3 protein-coding genes and 1 pseudogene are annotated in these 3,715 nt (G+C 66.0%); 1 reads left to right on the top strand and 3 read right to left on the bottom strand.

What is annotated here, in order from left to right; genetic code table 11:
* Positions 1 to 114: pseudogene (locus ACE3S9_RS16530) on the top strand (IS5/IS1182 family transposase); the annotation flags it as partial.
* Between the two features lie 36 nt (positions 115 to 150).
* On the opposite strand, the gene ACE3S9_RS16525 reads toward ACE3S9_RS16530, so the two are convergent.
* The 3 genes from ACE3S9_RS16525 to ACE3S9_RS16515 form a co-directional block, all read right to left on the bottom strand.
* Entirely contained in the window at positions 151 to 1,329 is a 1,179-nt protein-coding gene (locus ACE3S9_RS16525) for a GNAT family N-acetyltransferase (RefSeq protein ID WP_374547572.1), read from the bottom strand.
* A gap of 77 nt (positions 1,330 to 1,406) precedes the next feature.
* Positions 1,407 to 2,345: an acyltransferase family protein gene (locus tag ACE3S9_RS16520; protein ID WP_374547573.1), complete on the bottom strand. Its 939-nt coding sequence runs from the start codon at positions 2,343 to 2,345 to the stop codon at positions 1,407 to 1,409.
* A gap of 204 nt (positions 2,346 to 2,549) precedes the next feature.
* Positions 2,550 to 3,715 (bottom strand): PleD family two-component system response regulator (locus tag ACE3S9_RS16515; protein ID WP_374547571.1); only part of this gene is annotated, 1,166 nt, incomplete at its 5' end.

The raw sequence follows: 3,715 nt of genomic DNA, 5'->3' as shown, positions 1-3,715 counted from the left end.
TTCAACAAGCTCAAGCACTTGCGCGGCATCGCTACCCGCTACGACAAGAATCCGCTCAACTTCCTCGCCGCCATCAAACTCGCGGCGGCGCGCATCTGGATCAAATCGTTATGAGTCTGCGGCCTAAATGAGCCACTGTCGGGCCGGCCATCAGCTTTTGCGGAACGGCGCGCTCTCGGCATATTCCGCCAGAATGGCGTCCACGGCCTCGGCCTCGCGGGCGAAATAATCCCGCGCGGCGCGGGCGAGGCGCGGGTCCTCGAATTCATGGGCCGAAAAGGTCGGCACCGCCTCATAGCCGCGTGAAAATTTATGCTCGCCCTGCGCGCCTGCTTCGACGCGCTTGAGGCCGCGCGCGATGGCGAATTCGATCGCCTGATAATAGCACAGCTCGAAATGCAGGCAGGGGTGATGCTCGATCGCGCCCCAATTGCGGCCGTAGAGCGCGTCGTCGCCGATCAGATTGAGCGCGCCGGCGATCAGCCGCCCTTCGCGCCGGGCGACCACCAGCAGGATGCGGTCGGCGAGCGCCGCGCCGAGCGCCGTGAAAAACGCCCGGGTCAGATAGGGCCGGCCCCATTTGCGCGCGCCGGTGTCCATATAAAAGTGGAAAAAGGCGTCCCAATGGGCCTCGGTCAGATTGCTTCCGGTGACCCATTCGATTTCGACGCCTGAAGACAGGGCTTCCGCGCGCTCCTTCCTGATCGCCTTGCGCTTGCGCGACGACAGAGCGGCGAGGAAATCGTCGAAGTTCTGGTAGCCGCGATTGAAAAAGTGGAACTGCTGGCCCTTGCGCGCGATGAAGCCGGCGCTTTCGAGAAAGGCCTGATCGTCCGGGTCGGGGAAAGTGACATGCAGCGAGGACAGGCCGGCCGTCTCGCGCAAGGCGCGCAGGCCCAGCACCAGCGCCTCGCGCGCGCCGGGCGGGGCGTCGGCGGCGACGAGCAGGCGGCGCCCCTGCGCCGGCGTGAACGGAACGGCCACCTGCGCCTTGGGATAATAGCGCCCGCCGACGCGCTCGAAGGCCTCGGCGAGGCCGTGATCGAACACATATTCGCCGAGCGAATGGGTCTTGAAATAGACCGGCGCGCAGGCGGCAAGCTGGCCCTCCGGCGTCTCGACCAGCACATGGGCGGGAAACCAGCCGGTGCCCTTGCCGACGCAGCCGGTGGACTCCAGCGCGGCGAGAAAGGCGTGGGTCAGGAAGGGGTTGAAACGCTCGCCGGCGTTATCGGGAGCGGCGGACGGGTTGGCGCACCTGTCCCAATCCTTAGACGGAACCGCATCGATGCGTTCGACCTGCCGAATACGAAAAGGAACGGAAGTCATTGCGCCGCATCATGGCGCGGATCGGCGCCGCGATCCAGATCGAAATTGAACTTTCGTCGCGTGACGGGACGGCGCGCTCAAGGCGCGAGGCGCTGGGCCGCGGGGGCAGGCGCGAGGCGCCGCCAGGCCCGCCGGATCGCGTCCTGCGCGGGCCGCTCGAACAGGCGATGGCTGCCATAGGCCAGCGCAAAGGTCATGGCGAGCCACAGGATCAGGAGCAAGGGCGAATAGAACAGCTCGCGGCCCAGGCCCAGCGCGTCGGTCGTTACGACCAGCGCCAGTTGCAGCGGGAAATGCCACAGATAGGAGCCATAGGTCAGGTCGCCGAGGCGCGCGAACCGTCGCAGATCGAAACGAACGACGTGGTCGATCAGGGCGAAGCCAACGACGATGGCAAGGGACAAGGCCACGCCCGAGGCGACATCGGGATGCTCGTCGGCGAGCCCATGACGAAAGGCGAGCGGCGCCGACAAGGCGGCGATTCCGACCGCAAGCCAGAAAGCCTTCCGACGCGCCGCGCGGTCGAGACGGGCGATCAGCAGGCAGACGAAGCCGCCCGCGAAGAACAGCATCGCGCAATGCAGCAGATCGCTGAGATAAGGCGCGAAGGGGGCGAAGGAGAGCGCGATCGCGAGCGCGCAAAGCCCGAGACAGGAGCCGAGGCCGGGACGCAGCCGTCGCGCGGCGAGGAAGAAAATCGCATAGATCAGCGCCTCGACCGACACGCTCCAGATCGGCCAGTTGAAAGTCTTGGGCAGCAGCGCGATCCAGTTCGAGGCGAGCAGAAATTGCAGATTGACCGCCTCGAGCGGATAGATGAAGGGCTCGTCGTGATGGCGGAGGTAGAGCGCCTGCATCAGAACGACCGCGCCGAGCGTGAGAAGGTGCAGCGGATAAAGCCGGGACAGGCGCCAGACGAAGAACTTGCCGCCGTCGACCGCGCGCGCATGGATCGGTTCGGCATAGCGCCAATAGAAGATAAAGCCGGAGATCGCCCAGAACAGCCAGACCGCCAGCGATCCCTGATGGTACAGGGGCGCGAGCAGGGGGTAGAGAGCGGGAAGGCCGCCCGCGTTTCGGGATGCGCCTGCAGCCAGACCCCGTTCGCGAAGAAATGCTGGTAATGAAAGACGACGACGGCGAGCGCGCAGAAAAAGCGGCAGATCTCGATTCCCGCGAAGGCCTTTTCGTCGTCGGCCATATCCCCTTGGGCGGCCATATCAGGCCGCCGCCGCGGTGACCCGGTTGCGGCCGCCGTTCTTGGAGCGGTAGAGCGCCTGATCGGCGCGTTTCAGCAAGGCGGTCGGCAGCTCCGCGCCGGGCGAATCGGCGACGCCGATCGAAACGGTGATCGAGATGGACTGGGCGTCATTGTCGAGCGGAAAGGGCATGCCCGCCACCGCCGAGCGGATGCGCTCGCCGACGATTTCCGCCGTCGCCAGATTGGTGTCCGGCATCACGACGACGAATTCCTCGCCGCCGAGCCGGCACATCAGGTCGGCGCCGCGCACGGACCGTTTCACGCGGGCGGAAAAACTCCGCAAGAGCTGGTCGCCGGCGTCGTGGCCATAGGTGTCGTTCACCTGTTTGAAATGGTCGATGTCGAGCATCATCACGGAGACGGGCCGCCCGCGCAGCGCGGCCTGGTCCAGCAGCGCGCCGAGATGCGGCTCCAGATAGCGCCGGTTGTTGAGGCCGGTGAGCGGATCGACCACCGCCAGCTCCATCGCCGCCTGCAGGTTGGAGCGCAGATTGTCGGCATAGCGTTTCAGCCGCACCTGGGTGCGCACGCGCGCGATCAGTTCGTTCTTGTCGACCGGCCGGATCAGATAATCGTTCGCGCCGAGATCGAGGCCGCGCAGGATGCGCTGGCGGTCTTCGAGATCGGCGATCATCAGCAGCGGCGTGTGGCGGGTCCGGTCGACCGAGCGCAACTGGCTGCACAGGCGCAGGCCGTCGAACCGGGCGAGGCCGAGGCTGACGATGACAACGTGATAGTCCTGCTCCGTGGCGCGGAACAGGGCTTCATGGGCGTCGATATTGACGTCGACGTCATAGGCCGGGCGCAGCGAGGCGCAAATCTTCTGCGACGAATTGCTGCGGTCGTCGACCAGCAGAATGCGGCCGCCGAAACCGTCGTCGAGCGAATGGCGAACCGCTTCGGTCACGCCGAGATGGGCGGACGTCGCGGCGCGGTTGCGCAATTCGTCCAGCACGAATTTCAGGCGGGTGAGCGAGCGCACGCGCGCGATCAGCGCGATTTCGTCGATCGGCTTGGTCAGGAAGTCGTCGGCGCCGGCTTCGAGGCCGCGCACGCGGTCGGCGGTCTGGTCGAGCGCGGTCACCATCACCACCGGCAGGTGCAGGGTCGCGGGATTGCCCTTGA

It is taken from the genome of Rhodoblastus sp., assembly GCF_041915505.1.
Lineage (GTDB): Bacteria > Pseudomonadota > Alphaproteobacteria > Rhizobiales > Beijerinckiaceae > Rhodoblastus.
Note: the sequence above shows the minus strand (reverse complement) of the source record. Positions and strands in the feature narration are given on the sequence as shown.

Bases quoted from the DNA above. Each gene is read 5' to 3' on its own strand.
- ACE3S9_RS16525 (WP_374547572.1), bottom strand. From the start codon at position 1,329: ATGACTTCCGTTCCTTTTCGTATTCGGCAGGTCGAACGCATCGATGCG.